14 protein-coding genes are annotated in these 15,556 nt (G+C 40.3%); 4 read left to right on the top strand and 10 right to left on the bottom strand.

Annotation, left to right across the window (positions count from 1 at the left end; translation table 11 throughout):
• Positions 1 to 16 precede the first annotated feature (16 nt).
• From ORH16_RS10075 to ORH16_RS10065, 3 genes are read right to left on the bottom strand one after another with little or no spacing between them, the layout of a single operon-like run.
• On the bottom strand, positions 17 to 1,918 hold the full coding sequence (locus ORH16_RS10075) for an ABC transporter ATP-binding protein (protein WP_265458525.1): 1,902 nt from the start codon (positions 1,916 to 1,918) through the stop codon (positions 17 to 19).
• A complete protein-coding gene (locus tag ORH16_RS10070; protein ID WP_265458523.1) occupies positions 1,915 to 3,642 on the bottom strand; it encodes an ABC transporter ATP-binding protein in 1,728 nt (575 codons plus the stop codon). Before ORH16_RS10070 ends, ORH16_RS10075 begins: the two co-directional genes overlap by 4 nt.
• Positions 3,643 to 4,308 carry a TetR/AcrR family transcriptional regulator gene (locus ORH16_RS10065; protein ID WP_265458522.1) on the bottom strand — a complete coding sequence of 222 codons (666 nt, stop codon included), beginning with the start codon at positions 4,306 to 4,308 and terminating at the stop codon, positions 3,643 to 3,645.
• 360 nt (positions 4,309 to 4,668) lie between these two features.
• Between ORH16_RS10065 and ORH16_RS10060 the strand changes: the two genes are divergently transcribed.
• Together ORH16_RS10060 and ORH16_RS10055 are read left to right on the top strand one after the other, a co-directional pair.
• Positions 4,669 to 5,292, top strand: coding sequence for a WxL domain-containing protein (locus ORH16_RS10060; protein WP_265458520.1), 624 nt, complete (start codon positions 4,669 to 4,671; stop codon positions 5,290 to 5,292).
• Positions 5,293 to 5,304: 12 nt separating this feature from the next.
• Positions 5,305 to 6,345, top strand: coding sequence for a DUF916 and DUF3324 domain-containing protein (locus ORH16_RS10055; RefSeq protein ID WP_265458518.1), 1,041 nt, complete (start codon positions 5,305 to 5,307; stop codon positions 6,343 to 6,345).
• Positions 6,346 to 6,425: 80 nt separating this feature from the next.
• On the opposite strand, the gene ORH16_RS10050 is transcribed toward ORH16_RS10055, so the two are convergent.
• Positions 6,426 to 7,193 (bottom strand): formate/nitrite transporter family protein, encoded by a 768-nt coding sequence (locus ORH16_RS10050; RefSeq protein ID WP_265458516.1) that lies wholly within the window; start codon positions 7,191 to 7,193, stop codon positions 6,426 to 6,428.
• Between the two features lie 282 nt (positions 7,194 to 7,475).
• Here ORH16_RS10050 and ORH16_RS10045 point away from each other — a divergent pair, with 282 nt between their 5' ends.
• Positions 7,476 to 8,096, top strand: coding sequence for an FMN-dependent NADH-azoreductase (locus ORH16_RS10045; RefSeq protein ID WP_265458514.1), 621 nt, complete (start codon positions 7,476 to 7,478; stop codon positions 8,094 to 8,096).
• A gap of 79 nt (positions 8,097 to 8,175) precedes the next feature.
• On the opposite strand, the gene ORH16_RS10040 is transcribed toward ORH16_RS10045, so the two are convergent.
• From ORH16_RS10040 to ORH16_RS10030, 3 genes are all read right to left on the bottom strand, one after another.
• A complete protein-coding gene (locus ORH16_RS10040) occupies positions 8,176 to 8,301 on the bottom strand; it encodes a hypothetical protein (RefSeq protein WP_265458512.1) in 126 nt (41 codons plus the stop codon).
• Positions 8,302 to 8,337: 36 nt separating this feature from the next.
• Positions 8,338 to 9,516, bottom strand: a complete 1,179-nt coding sequence (locus ORH16_RS10035) for an AI-2E family transporter (protein WP_265458510.1) — start codon at positions 9,514 to 9,516, stop codon at positions 8,338 to 8,340.
• Positions 9,517 to 9,709: 193 nt separating this feature from the next.
• Positions 9,710 to 10,069 (bottom strand): PTS glucitol/sorbitol transporter subunit IIA, encoded by a 360-nt coding sequence (locus tag ORH16_RS10030; protein WP_265458508.1) that lies wholly within the window; start codon positions 10,067 to 10,069, stop codon positions 9,710 to 9,712.
• Positions 10,070 to 10,212: 143 nt separating this feature from the next.
• Between ORH16_RS10030 and ORH16_RS10025 the strand changes: the two genes are divergently transcribed.
• Positions 10,213 to 11,235, top strand: coding sequence for a lactonase family protein (locus ORH16_RS10025; protein ID WP_265458506.1), 1,023 nt, complete (start codon positions 10,213 to 10,215; stop codon positions 11,233 to 11,235).
• Positions 11,236 to 11,313: 78 nt separating this feature from the next.
• On the opposite strand, the gene ORH16_RS10020 is transcribed toward ORH16_RS10025, so the two are convergent.
• The 3 genes from ORH16_RS10020 to ORH16_RS10010 all read right to left on the bottom strand — a co-directional run bounded on the left by ORH16_RS10020 (position 11,314) and on the right by ORH16_RS10010 (position 15,434).
• On the bottom strand, positions 11,314 to 12,420 hold the full coding sequence (locus ORH16_RS10020) for an NAD(P)/FAD-dependent oxidoreductase (RefSeq protein WP_265458504.1): 1,107 nt from the start codon (positions 12,418 to 12,420) through the stop codon (positions 11,314 to 11,316).
• Positions 12,417 to 14,990 (bottom strand): YfhO family protein, encoded by a 2,574-nt coding sequence (locus tag ORH16_RS10015; RefSeq protein ID WP_265458502.1) that lies wholly within the window; start codon positions 14,988 to 14,990, stop codon positions 12,417 to 12,419. Before ORH16_RS10015 ends, ORH16_RS10020 begins: the two co-directional genes overlap by 4 nt.
• Before the next feature lie 153 nt (positions 14,991 to 15,143).
• A complete protein-coding gene (locus ORH16_RS10010; RefSeq protein WP_265458500.1) occupies positions 15,144 to 15,434 on the bottom strand; it encodes a hypothetical protein in 291 nt (96 codons plus the stop codon).
• Positions 15,435 to 15,556 lie beyond the last annotated feature (122 nt).

The raw sequence follows: 15,556 nt of genomic DNA, 5'->3' as shown, positions 1-15,556 counted from the left end.
ATTAGTTTAATAATTTTTATGCGACGTCTTCACTGAATTGGCTGTTGTACAAATCAGCATAGAAGCCATTTTTAGCCATCAATTCATCATGATTTCCTGTTTCGACAATTGAACCGTGATTCATCACGATAATATTGTCAGCATCACGAATTGTCGATAAGCGATGGGCCACGACAAAGCTGGTCCGATTTTCCAATAAACGACTCATCGCCCGTTGAATCAAGACTTCGGTCCGAGTATCAACACTGGAGGTTGCTTCATCCAAAATTAAAACATCTGGATTAGCTAGAAAGGCCCGAGCAATGGTAATCAATTGTCGTTGTCCTTGGGAGATATTGCTGGCATCCTCATTTAAAATAGTGTCATAGCCATCAGGCAATTTTCTAACAAAATCATCCACATGGGCCGCTTTAGCAGCTGTCAACACTTGTTCTTCTGTGGCGTCTTCATTGCCATATTTGATATTGTCCTTGATGCTACCGGTGAACAGCCAAGTATCCTGCAGAACCATTGATAAATGTTCCCGCAATTCTTCTCGCTTCATATCCCGTGTATCCACGCCATCAAAGCGAACGCTACCGCCTTTCACATCATAAAAGCGTTCCAACAGATTAATCATCGTGGTCTTACCGGCGCCAGTTGGCCCAACAATCGCCACCATTTCACCCGGTTCAACATCCAAACTAAAGTCTGTCATCAATGGTTCATTTTCAGAATAACCAAATTGGACGTGTTCAAAACGAACTTTATAAGGTGAATCCTTTTCGACTGGTAAATTCGATGGTTCGTTATCCATCTCTGCTTCATCCAACACTTCAAAGACCCGTTCAGCTGAGGCCACCGTTGATTGAATGGTATTCATCAGGCTGGCAATTTGGGTAATCGGTTGTGAAAATTGATTGGTATATTGTAGGAAGGCTTGAACGTCCCCTAAAGTCATATTTCCGTTAGCCACTTTAATCCCACCAAGAACGGCGACAAAGACATAGCCTAAGTTCTTGATAAAGTTCATCAACGGCATAATAATCGCTGAAATAAACTGCGCTTTCCAGCCGGCATTGTATAATTTTTCATTTTCTTTTTCAAACACTTCTTGATCGGCATCTTCATGATTGAATGTTTTGACAATCGTGTGGCCGGCGTAAGTTTCTTCGACTTGATTATTTAATAAACCTAAGCTCTTTTGTTGTGCGGCAAAATATTTTTGCGAACGAGGCGCAACCACCATCACAACAACCAAACTTAATGGAATGGTTGCTAATGCGACTAAAAGTAATTGCCAGCTGATAGACCACATCATGATAATGACACCGACTAATGTGACGATACTAGTCACAAATTGGGTTAAATTTTGTTGCAGAGTGCTGGCGATATTATCCATATCATTAATCGCCCTAGACATGATGTCACCATTTGTGTGGGTGTCATAATAAGAAATCGGCACCCGATTCATCTTTTCTTCTAAATCCTTACGCAAATCATACACGGTCCGTTGAGAAACTCGGGTCATGATTAGCTGTTGCAAAAAACTAAACAATGCTGCCGTCAAATACAGCGCAATCACGACTAAAACAATCTGACCGACTTTAGTAAAGTCGATTGGATAAGAAGTAATTTTTTGACCAGCTTGCATTTGTTTGACACCCGTAACAATTCCGTTAAAGATTTCTGTGGTAGCTTCCCCCAAAACTTTTGGTGCTCTGATTTGGAAGATAACTGCGGCGATTGCCAAAATTAAAACTGTGACTAAAGCAATCATTCGACTGGACATATAGCCAAACAAACGCCGGACGGTTTTCCAAAAGTTCTTCGCCTTTGGACCTTTGGCACCCATGTTGCGGCCAGGACCACCACCATGGCCGCCGCCCATCATACCGGGCCGACCTTGTTGAGGTGTTGTGCTATTTTTCTCGCTCATGCCAAGTCCTCCTCTCTCAGTTGAGAATGAACAATTTCTTGATAGGTTTCATTCGTTGCCAATAATTCTTTATGCGTTCCTTGACCAACGACTTTCCCTTGGTCTAAAACTAAAATCGTATCGGCATCAATTACTGTACTAACCCGTTGTGCCACTAGCACCACGATACTGTCAGTAACATTTTCTTTCAACGCTTTTCGTAAATTGGCATCCGTTTTAAAGTCCAATGCTGAAAAGGAATCATCGAACACATATAGGTCAACTTGTTTGACTAACGCCCGAGCAATCGCTAACCGTTGTTTTTGACCACCGGAAAAATTACCGCCACCTTGTTCCACATGACTGTCTAAGCCCTCTTCTAAGTTTTTAACAAAGTCACTGGCTTGAGCAATTTCTAAAGCCTTCCAAATTTCGTCATCAGTGGCATCTTCACGACCATATTGCATATTTTCTCGAATCGTTCCCGAAAACAGGACGGCCTTTTGTGGGACAAAACCGATATTGTCCCGCAGATTTTCCTGGGTCACCTTGCTGATACTTTTATCATTAATCGAAATTTCACCCTCATCGATATCAAACATGCGGGGAATTAAGTTAACCAATGTCGATTTCCCTGAACCGGTCCCGCCGATAATGGCGACCACATCGCCGGAATTTGCTTTGAAATCAATATCCTCTAACGCCAAATTTTCAGCTCCATGGTAACGGAAGTCAACATGATCGAAGGCTAAGCTAGCAGCTGTGCCTTCTGGTGAAATAGTCTCAGGATTAGTCGGGTCGACGATTTGATCTTTTTCATCTAAGACTTCATTGATCCGAGCGGCTGATGCTTGCGCTCTAGGCACCATCACAAAAATCATGGAGAGCATCATAAAGCTGATTAAAATTTGCGTCGCATAAGTCATAAAGGCAATTAAATTACCGACTTCCATGCTCATATCTGCTACATAGTGGCCGCCAATCCAAATAATTGCTACGTTGGTTCCACTCATAATCAAAGTCATGATTGGCAGCATCAAAGCAACAATTGTGTTGACTTTCACTGCTGTGTGCAAATAATCTTTGTTGGCATCGTCAAAACGATTTTCTTCATAAGGTGCTTTATTAAAGGCACGAATAACCCGAACACCAGTTAAGCCTTCCCGAAAAACTAAGTTCAAACGGTCATTTTTCTTTTGCATGCTCTTAAAAAGCGGCACTGCAAAAAACATAATAGCACCAATTAACACAATCATGATTGGAATGACAATCAAAAAGATTTTAGTCAGCTGGGCATCTTTTTGATAGGCTAAAAAGCTGGCACCAATTAAAGTAATCGGGGCGTTAATCATCATCCGCAAAAACATTTGCATGACCATTTGAATTTGGGTGACGTCATTAGTCGTTCTTGTAATTAAAGACGCTGTCCCAAATTTATCAAAACTATTGGTGGAAAGATTTTCTGACTTTTGATAAATCTCGCTTCGTAAATCCTTGCCTAGCTTTTGCGATTCCCGTGTCGCAAAGAAGGTATTGCCAAGGGCGGCAATAATACTGATGACAGAAAAACCAATCATCACAAAACCTGTTTGCCAAATATAATCAATGTCGCCTTTGGCAACGCCATTGTCGATAATATTGGAGGTTAATGTTGGCAAATATAAATCCGCCATTACTTGCACAATCATAAAGAGAAACGCAGCGATTGCGGAAGCTGGCGCAATTCTTTTAATAATTTTTAGCATTTATTCCCCTTCTTTCTGTAGATAAATTCCATCCCGCACCCAATTAATTTGCGTTTGGAATTTTTTAATTAAGTCCATCACTTGAAAATCCGGATCGCTCTGCTGCATTCGATATCCGGTGGCAATCATGATAAACATTTGAGTCATCAGCATATGCAGCAGCATGCGAAAGTCCTCTTGATTGTCAACTTTCAATTGACTCTGATCAATGCTATCCCACAGAGAATAATCCTCTTGATGTCGTTGATGCCGGCGTTTTTCTGCCTTCTCATCGCCATCCATCTGGGCAGTCATTCTTCTGGAGAAACGATAATCCATGTTCATAAATAAATTTTTGAAGAAGGCCGAATTTTCTCCTGTTAAAATTTCGTAAATCATTTTGCTGGAATAGCTTTTTATTCCCTCCAATAAATCACCATCAGCCGCTTGAATCGACTTGTGCAATTCTTGACGGGTATCATGCCGCAGCTGATCAAAATAATAATAGTAGAGGTCTTCTTTATTTTCGAAATACTGATAAAAACTTCCCCGGGGAATCTCAGCCAGCTTGATAATATTGGAAATCGAAGCTTCGTTTAATGAAGCTCTAGAAAACTCAATCTTGGCTGCATCCAACAAACGCTGCTGTTTTTCCTGTGGCAGTCCGAAAAAAGTATTGGTGGGCATTTTTTTCGTCTCCTCTCAACCAAATTTATATGACAACATGTCATATGACGCTTTGTCATTATAGCACGATGGTTGCAGAAGGCAAGTATTTTGCATGAAAGTTTCACACTTATCTAAAAAATGTTCATCACATTTTTTTGAGATTCCGATTTTATTTTTTGGGGAAAATAATGAATTATTTTGACATCTCCGCTACTATCACGGTATAAAGCCTTTAAAAATCAGCCTTTTTTCCTACTGAAAATAAAAATCTCTCATCAACCAATTATTTTGAAAAAGCAAAGAGATTGTTCATAAAGCATTTCTGAATTATTTTTAAATCTCAGAAAAGAAAAAACTTTTAACTTTTGGAGGAAAAACATGAAAACGAAATATATTTTATCGACGGTCGTTTTAGCGGGGGCTTTATTTATTCAAGGAAGTATTGCATTGGCCAGTACGACCACAACAGGTGGGTTGAATTATGAGGATGCTGGTATCACCTTTAATGGAGAAAACACCATTCCAACAAGTTTAAATTTTGGTGCCTTATCCATTCAAACGACAGCAGCTGAAACGAGAACTGCTACTACAACTGGTACGCAAAGTGATGGCGCAACCACTGGTACTGTCACAGTTAGCGATAACCGTGGCGATGCAGCTGGTGAATGGTCGATTAAATTGACTCAAGAAAGTCAATTTGCGGCAACTACCGGAGAAGCCTTAAACAATACGTCATTAATTATTTCCCACGATGCAGCAGTCACTAACCTTACAGAAAACACAATTGCCGGTAATTTTGCAACTGCTGGTGACTTAGCATTAATTCCAGGAACTACGTACGATGTGTTGAATGCTGGCGCTGGTGAAGGTTTAGGAGAAACATCGGTTGACTTGAGCCAATTTGCGATGAACATTGCGGAAAACACTCGGAAATTAGCGACTGAATATACCACAACATTGGATTGGACTTTCAGTTCTGCCCCAGCAAATTCTGCTAAATAATAAGGAGAAGTTATGAAGATAAAAGGTTGTTCTTGGTTAAAATTATTATCCCTGCTGATTGCAGGGATTTTCTTCTGTTTATTTCAGCCGACCTTTACTCAGGCGTCTAGCACGAGTTTAGGAAATTTCACAGCTACCATTGAAGTCCCAGAAAATCAAATTGGCAACAACACGAGTTATTTTGATATTTTGCAAACAGCCGGCACCAGCAGCCAATTGCTAATTGATGTGACCAATGATTCGACTGAGGAGTTGAATTTGAATCTCAGTTTTAATCGCGCTGTCACAAATATTGTTGGCGTGGTGGAGTATTCCGGTAACAATACTGATTTAAGTCAGCCGACTTTAAACATTGAGGACTTTGTTGAGCTGGAGACTAGCCAATTAACATTAGCCGCCGGTGAAACGGCTCAAGTCCCCCTCACCGTCACAATGCCAGAAACATCCTTTGATGGGGTTTTAGCCGGTGGCATTTATATTTCCTCTGCTGAAACGAGTGGCGAAGACAGTAATGTCAAACAGCGATTTTCTCGAGAAATTGCGTTGCTGCTACAGGAAAATCAAACTGCAGTGACACCTGAGCTAACTTTTGAAGACGCCGAAGCTGCCCAAGAAAATGGTCGCAACGGCATTAATTTGCTAATCAATAATCAGGCAGCTGCCTATTTGAATCAGGTTAACCTCAGCTACACAATTACACGAGAGAATGAAACAGTTCTTGAAGACAGCAGTCAAAATTTACAATTTGCTCCTAGCTCCCGTTTTAATTTTTTTATTCCTATGGAAAATCAAAGCTTAACAGCTGGCGATTATCAGATGGTTGTCACAGCGATATCTGGGCAGCAGGAATGGCAGGAGACGGTTGATTTTACGATTTCACCAGAAACGGCCGCTGACTTGAATGCAACGAGTGCCGAACCGGCAACAGCCACAACGGCAACCGATAATTCCTTACTTTATATCGTGATTGTGATTGCTGTTGCGCTGGCAATTGGCGGCGGTGGTTTCTTCGCTTACAAATATTGGAAATTGAAAAAACAGTTGAAGAAATAAAAAAACATACTAAGCTTAAGAACAGTCATAGGAAGACTGGTTATCTTAAGCTTTAGTAGGTTTTTTCATTCAATTTTTTCTTAATGAGGCTTCCGCAAATAAATCATATAATAAAAGAAGCCGACAAAAATTGCCCCACCGACAATATTGCCAAAGTAAACTGGTATCACATTGTTAAAAAAATCTAACCAGCTGTAGCTGCCTTCAAAGATGGCAGCGGGAATCACAAACATATTGGCCACGCTATGCTGAAAGCCAATAGCGACAAAGGTCATCACAGGAAACCAGATGCCTAAAATTTTTCCTGCGGCATCTTTTGCCCCATAGCATAACCAAACAGCTAAGCAGACAAACCAGTTACAACCAATCCCAGAAACAAAAGCCTGCAGCCAAGTGGCATCGATTTTAGCTCCTGCCACGGCAATCGTTTCTTCAAGATAGACCCCAGAACCAGTCAAGCCAACAATATGTCCAAAAAAGTAAGCCACAAAAAAGGCGCCTACTAAATTGGCAAAAGTAATCACCAACCAATTTTTGACAACATCTAGAAAACTAATTTTTTTTGCAAAAAAACTAATCGCTACCACCATCATATTGCCGGTAATTAGTTCCCCACCAGCCATCAAAATAACAACCAGCCCAACTGGAAAGACACAGGCACCAATAAAAGATGCGAGGCTGCCTAATTCGTGGGCCACCGAAGAAATCACCCGGATATACGCTAGGTAGCCGAGGGAAATCATCGCCCCGCCGATAAAGCCTAAAATTAATTTTTCTAATAAAGTTTTTTTGGTTTTTTTAACGCCCGTTTCGACAGCGATTTCGCCGATTTCATATGGAGTGTACATGTCACTATCCTTTCTTGAAACAATCTCAATAAAAATTATTTTACACCAATGGACTGTGAAAAAATATACTAATTCACGAAAAAAACAATTACGACAAAAAAATTTTCTTATCAGCATGCGCTAATTTTTTTGCTTAAAAATACAGAAAATTTCCTGCTGTTTTACGTTAATTTTGAGGGATAAGTTTTTATTTGAGCATTACTATTGTCATTTAAAAATTTATCAGGTAGAATAATCCCGTTACTTACTTTTAGTTATTAAAATTTAAAGGAGAATTACTACATGTCTAAAGTTTTAGTTATCAATGCTCATCCATTAACTGGTTTGGAATCAAAATCTTTGAAGGCTGCAGAAGTCTTTTTAGATACTTACAAAGAAAAAAATCCTAGTGATGAAATCATCACTATTAACTTATTCGAAGACGGCGTGCCTGAAATCGACAAAGACGTTTTAACTGGCTGGGAAGCTTTAAGAACTGGTACTGAATTTACAGCCTTAACACCTGAACAACAAGGTAAAATCACCGGCTTTAATGCTTCAACTGACCAATTCCTAGCGGCTGATAAAGTCGTCATCATCAATGCTTTATGGAACTTGAATATTCCAACACGCTTGAAGGCTTGGTTTGATACTGTTAACGTGGCAGGCAAAACCTTCCGTTATACAGTTGATGGCCCTCGTCCTTTGACTTCTGGCAAAAAAGCAATGCACATTCAATCTGCAGGTGGCATGTATGGCGGCCAAGATTTCGCTTCTCAATACGTTAAAGGTATCTTGAATTTTGTCGGCGTTGCAGACGTGACAAAAATCGAAATCGAAGGTATCGACCATCATCCAGAACAAAAAGATGAAATCTTAAACGCTGGTTTAGCAGCAGCTAAAGAAGCAGCTTTGAATTTCTAAGCTCAAAAAAACTTTGATGTCTATCACATAACCTATAAAGCGGCGCCAGTTTTTTTTCAGATTGGCGCCGCTTTTATTTTTAAACCTCTTGCAGGCTTTGTTTGACTTGATTAACTTCTTCAAGAACGGCTTGTCCATTCGTGGCAATTACCTGCTGATACCAGCCAAAGGATTTTTTCTTCCAAAATAAAAAAGCACCTAGCAAAAACGACCTTCGTCTTCGCTAAGTGCTACATTTTTTTTACTCTTTAATTTCTTTATCTGATTGGGTATCTGTCTCTGGCTCTTCTTGATAAAGAGAAGAAATACTGCGATACCAATCAAAGATATGGCTGATGACAACTTTGGCGGCGGCATAAACCGGCACTCCTAAAATGACGCCGACGACGCCGAAGAGTCGACCAGAAGTTAATAGCACCAATAAAATCGTCACCGGATGAATCGCTAATTGACTACCTAAAATCAATGGAGAAACAAAGCGGCCTTCAATCGTTTGCTCGATGATAAAGACGATGATGACCTTGACTAACATAAAAGGACTGATGACTAAAGCGATAAAAACTGCTGGAATCATCGCTAAAAAAGAACCAAGATACGGAATCAAGTTTAAAAAGCCAGCCAAAATTCCTAAAGTGACGGCATAGTCCAAGCCGACAATCGTAAAGCCGATGATAAACATCACGGCAACCAGAAAGGCCACCGTTAATTGGCCACGAATATAAGAAGAGACCTGCTGATTCATTTCAGATAAGACTGAATAGGTCGGTTGACGCCATTTAGTTGGCAAAAATTTTAGAAAATAATCCGCCAAGCGTTTGCCGTCTTTTAACAGATAAAAAAGAATAAACGGCATCGTGACAATGGCGACCACGATTGTAGCGACTGTACTGACAATATTGCCCAGACCTCTAAAAGTCGTTTGGGAAATATTTTGGACAATACTACCAATTGAACTGCTAATCTGCTGACCGATTTCATCCAGCTGGGTACTGAGTTCACCAAAAATCGGATGGCTGGTGATTTCATCAATCATATTGTTCAGCGTATTAGCATAGCTGGAAAAATTATTGGCAAAGCTTAAGACCTGTTCTTGAATCCGTGGAATCAAGGCAACAATTCCCCAGATAAGCAGCAGCACAATTAAAATAAATACTAAAATAATACTGACAACGCGGGGTACTTTCTTTTTTTCAAGGTAGTCAACCACTGGATTTAATAAATAATACAAGATGGCCGATAATATAATCGGCAAGCCAACGACTGCTAAAAACTGACCAACTGGTTCAAAAAGATACGACACCTTCGTAAAGGTCAGAATAATTAATAGCACCAACAGGACAATTAACAGCGCCGTGACAACTTGATTATTTAAGAACCAGCGCCAAAACCAAGAAAACTTCTTTTTATTTTCCTCTCCCATGGCGGCCTCCTTAAATTTTTTTGCAGCAAAATCACTTATAGCTGCTTTTAAACTACTGTTGAATAACAACCTATTTGCTGATATTCAGCTTTAAAATCCAAATAATTTCTAGGTAACGCAAGATTCCATCTAAGCTGAGTGTTACTCAAATAGTCATTTTTCTACTTAGACTAAAAATAGCGACCGGACTTTTTTATTTGTAAGTAATCACTGTACCCACAGAAATTGTCGGCACAACTTGCGGCGTTAAGTAAACGCCGTTTAAAATCGCATCCTCAGTTGGCACATCTGTAAATACAAAGGCCACATGATTAATATCAGTCAAATTGCGATTGGCAACTGGCCCCACGTGAACGACTTGGTACTCTTGGTCATCAAAAGAAATGCTACTGCCTTTTTTAAGATCAAATTCCGGTACTTCTCCGGAAATTTCTTGAATGATGACATGATTTTTTAATTCCTCTGTTTCTTTGACGCTGTCATTAAAAAAAAGTAGCAGCGGTTCGTCACTCATTGCTGCTTTACCAATCCCATTGACTTTCGCTTGAATCATTTTACAACTTCCTCCCAAAGGTATTTTTCACTTCACATTATAACATAGCCAAATTTCACTGGCACAGTAAGCGTTCTTTTTTCCACAGCTTTTTAGAATATGTTAGAATAAAAAAGGAAATTAATTTACGGAGGTTAGTCTGCATGAAGAAAAAAATTTTACTGGGTACTTATACCCGTCGTGTCAGTGAAGGAATTTATTCGATTGTCTTAGATACTGAGACTGAAACGCTGACAGATTTAAAGTTGGAAACAAAGGAAAACAGTCCAACTTATTTGACTAAAAGTTCAAAAGGCGACTTATACACGGTGACTGCCGTTGATGGCAAAGGCGGTTGCGGTGCCTATGATCAAGACTTTAATTTTTTAAATGCTGTCACTGAAGAAGGCGCACCTTTGTGTTACGTTGCAGTCGATGAGCCAAGACAATTAGTCTATGGCGCTAATTATCATAAAGGCGAAGTAACTGTCTATAAAATTTTGGCAGACGGCAGCTTAGAATTTGCTGACTCTGTGACCCATGAAGAAGCAACTGGTCCCCATGAAAATCAAAATACGGCCCATGTTCATTACACTGACTTGACGCCTGACCAACGCTTAGTAGTTTGTGATTTAGGTACGGATATCGTTTATACTTATAATGTTAGCGACGCTGGAAAATTATCTTTGGCTAGCCAATTCAAAACGGCTGCCAGCGTAGGTCCCCGTCACATCGTCTTTCATCCAAATGAAAAGATTGCTTATCTCTTTGGCGAATTAGATAGCACAGTCAGAGTCCTTTCCTATGATGCTAAGGACGGCAGCTTTACTGAATTGCAAAGTATTTCTACTCTGCCAGCGGGCTTCACTGAATTTAACGGCGGCGCTGCTATCCGGGTTTCACCAGACGGCCTATTCGTTTACGCTTCAAATCGTGGTCATGATTCAATCGTCGTTTATGCTGTTGGCGATGATGGCAAACATTTAACCCTAGTTGAACATGTTTCAACAGAAGGTAAAATCCCCCGTGATTTCGCCATGGACCAAAATGGCGAATACGTAATTGCCGCTAACCAAGATACCGACAATTTAACGCTTTACAAACGCAATAGCGAAACCGGCGAATTAAAACTTTTACAAAAAGATGTCTTCGCCCCTGAAACTGTCTGTGTTTATTTTGAAAAATAATTAAGCTAGTCGCAAAAAAAGCCGCTACCAGCTGAAACATTCCAAAAGTATCGGAATGTTCCACTGAGTAGCGGTTTTTTATTTTACTGCAAGATAATCTGTCAGCGGCTTTTGATACTGCTGCCAATCGTTGCTGCCTTCGTTAAAATATTTTGCCAACAAAAAGCCAATCAGCGGTCCTGTAGTTAAACCAGAAGAACCTAATCCGCTGGCTACAGCAATGGCCGGATCAGCCGGCAAACAATTAAAAAACGGCGCAAAATCATCTGTATAGGCTCTCGTCCCAACCCGATAGTGATACGGCTGGCTGAACAAAGCGGCCTCAGCTAAAAAAGGTAGTGTCTTTTGTTGTAAATCTGAAAAGGCTACCGGGGTTGGCTCTAAATCAAACCCTTGATTATTTTCATGGGTGGCTCCCACTAAAATTTTTCCATTTTCAAAGGGAATCAAATCACTTTCACCATCTAACATCGCCACTGGCCAATTTCCGCTAGCAGAAAAATTAGTTTGAAAAACCAATAGCTGGCCCTTTTGCGGTCGAACCTTGGCGAGATAGCCTAAAGGGTCTAAGGAGTTTTGTAGATGGGGCCCATTAGTAAAGGCGATAAAATCAAAATCTTTTTTGCCGGTCTGTGAACTTAAAACTTCATAGGCTGAAGCTTTGCGCTGAACAGTCGCTTTTTCTGGAATAAACTGAATTCCTTTGGCTACAGCAATTTTTCTTAATTGCTGCAAATAGGCTTTGCCGTCTAAGCGGGCACCGCCGTCAATCAATAAGGACGGCTGCGGCTTTAACAGCGGATTGCGCTCCGCTGTTTCACCAGCTGTTAAAAGTTGAATCTCTCCAATAGCTGGTGCTGTTTTTTTACGCTCTAGCGCTAATTCAGCCAGCTCAGCTACCTCCTGAGATTTGCGCAAAATTAACGTGCCGCTTTTTTTATAGACTGTCGGCTCCAATTTAAAATCACGGACTACTTTTTGATAAAAGGCGGCCCCGTCACGAGCCAAAGTGTACCATTTTTGATTGCGCCGCTTTGACAGCCAGGGGGAAATAATTCCAGCACTCGCTTTTGTTGCTTGACCAAGTCCTTCATCGTAAACAGTCACAGTAAATTTAGTTGTATCTAAATAATTTGCTAAGGTCAGACCGATAATCCCGCCGCCAATCACAGCAATTTTTTTCATTTGCGACTCCTTTTCACTAACCAACGCAAGCCCTTCACGCCATAATAAATTCCGGTTAAGCCGATCACCGACAAGGATAAAATTCCCCCATAAAGATTCGGTTTCGATAAATAAGTTAGGCTGATGGCATGGGTGCCCTCCGGTACTAGCACTGATAAGAAACTGCCATACACTTTTTCAGTTGTGACAGGCTTGCCGTCAATTTTAACCGTCCAATCGCCATCATAGGGAATCGAAAGAAACAATCGTTTATTGTCAGAGGCCGCCGTTACACTGCCGTATAAATAATCATCCCGCTGGCTATTTAACTGAACCGCAAACTGATCTTGCTCAGCTAATAACTCAGCGAATTGATCTTGGGCTAGCGTGGCAATCTGCCAATCTGTATAATCAAATGCGTTATCCGTTTTAAAGGTTAAAACAATTTCTGCCTGTGAATCAAAATAACCCAGATTAAATAATTGATTGGTCATAATCGTGATATCGGTTTGATGCTCTTCCCCGTTGACTTTAAAGGAATCAATTTGACGCCAGCGGACATTCGGCAAATACATAAATAAATTTCCGGCGGCGCTAGTCTTTAAGGTCATCGTCGTTTGCCCTTCAACGGCTGTATCCACATCAATTAATTCAGCGCTGCGGAAATACGGGTTCACCTCTGCTCTAATCGACTGAAGAATTTTTTCTTGATTTTCAATCACCTGATCAGCGGTCAGTTCAACATCTGAGCGATTGACTAAGAGCCCCATGCCTAAAGCCTCTTCATTTTGATACACATATAAATTATTTTCAACAAATTCTGGCGTCCGGTCTTTGATTTCATTTGGCTTGATTGAGTAACGGACATTTAATAATAAATTTAACACCGGATTTTCATCTACATAGGTGAAGCGGCGCTCATTTTTTGAATAAATCCCCAAATTAACTAACGTGTCCAAGACATCCTTTTCTAAAGTCGAGGTGTAACTGGAGATATCAGAAAAGTTATATAAAAAGCCGTCATTATAACTGTTATAGCCAATCGAATAGCCGTTGTTTTCCTCATCGCTTTTTTCATTGATTCGAAAGAGAGGCTGGTCATCCGTCAATTGATCAACTAAATTTTCTTGTGCTAGATAATAATTGGCATATTGTTTTTGCGAGCCGTAGTCTAAATCTTGAATCGCATAACGATAATTATCCCCCAGCTCACCCAAGGTCAACAGCGCTGCTAAGACCAGCCAGATTTTTTTCTGATGCTGAAAAAATAAAACCAATAACAAGCCACCGAGCCAGATTACCAGCAGGGACTCGACGACAAAATTCCCGCCAACATAGCTTTCATTAAACCAAGCATCCTCAAAAATAATTCCCAGCTGCCCGATTAAAATGAGACCGCTTAATATAGCAGCGCTCTTCCAAATCGTGCGGGTTGCCCGCTGATAGTTATAATCTTTTTTCAGGTGTAAAAAACCTTCATAGGCGAAGCGGACAACTAAAAAGCTGAAAATAAACGTATTGCGATACGGAAATCCCGCTGGACTTTGGAACATATGCCAGACGGTATTAAATAATTCAATGATAAAAGAAGCAAAGAGACAGCCGACTAAAAAAGCGGCTCCCTTTTTCTCCCGCGGATCAATTTTATTTGCCATAAAAAAGCTGATAAACAGCAGCATTACGATAATACCAGTGTACATAGTCGGCAGATGGTCTAAGCGCATCTCAAAATTATAAGTGCCCATCCCCAGCTGTGAAAAAGCCGAAAAGAGAAAGCGGGGAACCGGTAGAAAATCGGTCAAAGAAAAATCTGTCTTAGCTGTTTGCAGCATTCCATATAAAGAAGGAATCAACACAAAACCGGTGGCCAACCCCGCTGCTATGGAAATCGTTAAAAACTTACGCCAGCGTTGCCATAAAATTTTTATCCGCCAAGCCTCTCTTTGCGGATTGTCCAACCAATAGAGATACAAACTATAGAGGACTGCAAAAATACAGACCATATAACCTAAATAATAATTGGTAACAATCGTTAACAACAGACTGATGCCGTATAGAAAACCCGTTTCCCTGCGCCAAAGCTTCTCTAAACCATAGGCGACTAGCGGCAGGAAAATCAACGCATCCAGCCACATAAAATTTAAACTATAGGCGACAACAAAGCCACAAAAACTATAGGCCGATGAAAAAACTAATGTCCACAGGCTCGTCTCTTGGTAATGACGGGCCAAATAAAAATACATACTGCCACCAATCAGCGCAATTTTGGTGGTCATAATCCAAATAATTGCAATCGGCATCTGCTCATCGGCAAAAAATAAGGCAATTAAATTAAAAGGACTAATTAAATAATAGCCGCTCAAAGCTTCAATGGACCCGCCAATGCCATTGGAAAAGGAATAGCTGCTAAAGCCCTCTTCAAAAAATTTTTTAAATAAATGAATAAATTCTAAATACTGGGTTCCGGTGTCACTCACCAGTAAATTGCCATCACCAAAAGGCGCGACATTTAAACTGGCCCAAATGATCATCATCATCACTAACGGCAACAAAATACTACCGATACCCAACAACCAATTTCTTAATTTCATCATAACCTCAACCTATTTTTCATATTCAATCTGCATTTAGTGTAGCAAGGGGCTATTTTTCTGTCAAAAATTAACCGGCTGAAGGCGAAAAAAAACTCTGTAAAACCCAACCCCACCTTGTGGCAGGGATAGATTTTACAGAGGTTAAATTTTTTATAACTGTTCGTCTTCGCGAGTTTCCAGCTCAATCGTTTCACCGATATAAATATAGCGATTCTTCAAGGTTTCATCCAATTCATCGGTGTACATTTGTTTATCGAAGGGAAAACTATAGGCCCCTTTGGTGAGACTTTTTTCAGCCGGTAAAATATATTGGCTGGTGAAGTTTTCATCCAAGTAACGTCTGACACCTTCAACAATTTCATCGTCGCTGCGGTCTTCATCTTTGGCAACTTTGCGGTAATCCTTTAAAAAGTTTTCTTGCCCAACAAAAAATTCTTTCATGGGAGTTCCTCCTAGAATAATTAATTATAAATTTTACTACCTGAGGCGCTGCAATTTTTAAAATGAAGCAGCAATTGGATTGACCGCCGAATATCAAGTATCCACTTGAAGACAATCTTTAG

This window comes from Enterococcus sp. HY326 (assembly GCF_026157065.1).
GTDB lineage: Bacteria > Bacillota > Bacilli > Lactobacillales > Enterococcaceae > HY326.
The sequence above is the reverse complement of the archived record's forward strand: the minus strand, read 5'-3'. Positions and strand labels throughout refer to the sequence as shown.

What these genes read in the sequence shown, in the direction of transcription:
- ORH16_RS10075 (WP_265458525.1), bottom strand. Translation starts at nt 1,918, where the DNA reads ATGAGCGAGAAAAATAGCACAACACCTCAACAAGGTCGGCCCGGTATG.
- ORH16_RS10070 (WP_265458523.1), bottom strand. Translation starts at nt 3,642, where the DNA reads ATGCTAAAAATTATTAAAAGAATTGCGCCAGCTTCCGCAATCGCTGCG.
- ORH16_RS10065 (WP_265458522.1), bottom strand. Translation starts at nt 4,308, where the DNA reads ATGCCCACCAATACTTTTTTCGGACTGCCACAGGAAAAACAGCAGCGT.
- ORH16_RS10060 (WP_265458520.1), top strand. Translation starts at nt 4,669, where the DNA reads ATGAAAACGAAATATATTTTATCGACGGTCGTTTTAGCGGGGGCTTTA.
- ORH16_RS10055 (WP_265458518.1), top strand. Translation starts at nt 5,305, where the DNA reads ATGAAGATAAAAGGTTGTTCTTGGTTAAAATTATTATCCCTGCTGATT.
- ORH16_RS10050 (WP_265458516.1), bottom strand. Translation starts at nt 7,193, where the DNA reads ATGTACACTCCATATGAAATCGGCGAAATCGCTGTCGAAACGGGCGTT.
- ORH16_RS10045 (WP_265458514.1), top strand. Translation starts at nt 7,476, where the DNA reads ATGTCTAAAGTTTTAGTTATCAATGCTCATCCATTAACTGGTTTGGAA.
- ORH16_RS10035 (WP_265458510.1), bottom strand. Translation starts at nt 9,516, where the DNA reads ATGGGAGAGGAAAATAAAAAGAAGTTTTCTTGGTTTTGGCGCTGGTTC.
- ORH16_RS10030 (WP_265458508.1), bottom strand. Translation starts at nt 10,069, where the DNA reads ATGATTCAAGCGAAAGTCAATGGGATTGGTAAAGCAGCAATGAGTGAC.
- ORH16_RS10025 (WP_265458506.1), top strand. Translation starts at nt 10,213, where the DNA reads ATGAAGAAAAAAATTTTACTGGGTACTTATACCCGTCGTGTCAGTGAA.
- ORH16_RS10020 (WP_265458504.1), bottom strand. Translation starts at nt 12,420, where the DNA reads ATGAAAAAAATTGCTGTGATTGGCGGCGGGATTATCGGTCTGACCTTA.
- ORH16_RS10015 (WP_265458502.1), bottom strand. Translation starts at nt 14,990, where the DNA reads ATGAAATTAAGAAATTGGTTGTTGGGTATCGGTAGTATTTTGTTGCCG.
- ORH16_RS10010 (WP_265458500.1), bottom strand. Translation starts at nt 15,434, where the DNA reads ATGAAAGAATTTTTTGTTGGGCAAGAAAACTTTTTAAAGGATTACCGC.